1 protein-coding gene is annotated in these 327 nt (G+C 47.4%); it reads right to left on the minus strand.

The window, feature by feature from the left end; all coding sequences use genetic code 11:
- Positions 1 to 327, minus strand: a 327-nt coding sequence (locus WH95_RS20200; protein ID WP_046510257.1) for a flagellin N-terminal helical domain-containing protein, incomplete at both ends; no start/stop codon positions are given.

Genomic DNA, 327 nt, shown 5'->3' on the forward strand with positions numbered 1-327 from the left:
CAGTCGCAATCGTATTAATACGAGCGGTAACCGCCGTAAATGCGGTACCGGCATTAGCGGCTGATGTAACATCACCACCAACGACAGCAACATCTACAGAAGTCAAATCAGCAGCAATATTATTTACGACACCTGCTGCACCAAGACCAACGAAGAAGTTCTCATTGTAACTCCCGTCAATCAGGGGATCACCATTAAAGGTAGTTGTTGTTTCAATCCCGGCAATCTCATCATCAAGAGCCTGGAATTCAGCGTCGATATAAGCACGCTCAGTATCTGTCACGGAACCGGACAGGGACTGCGAAGCCAGTGCTTTCATACGTTGAA

It is taken from the genome of Kiloniella litopenaei (assembly GCF_000982415.1).
Taxonomy (GTDB): Bacteria; Pseudomonadota; Alphaproteobacteria; order Kiloniellales; family Kiloniellaceae; genus Kiloniella; species Kiloniella litopenaei.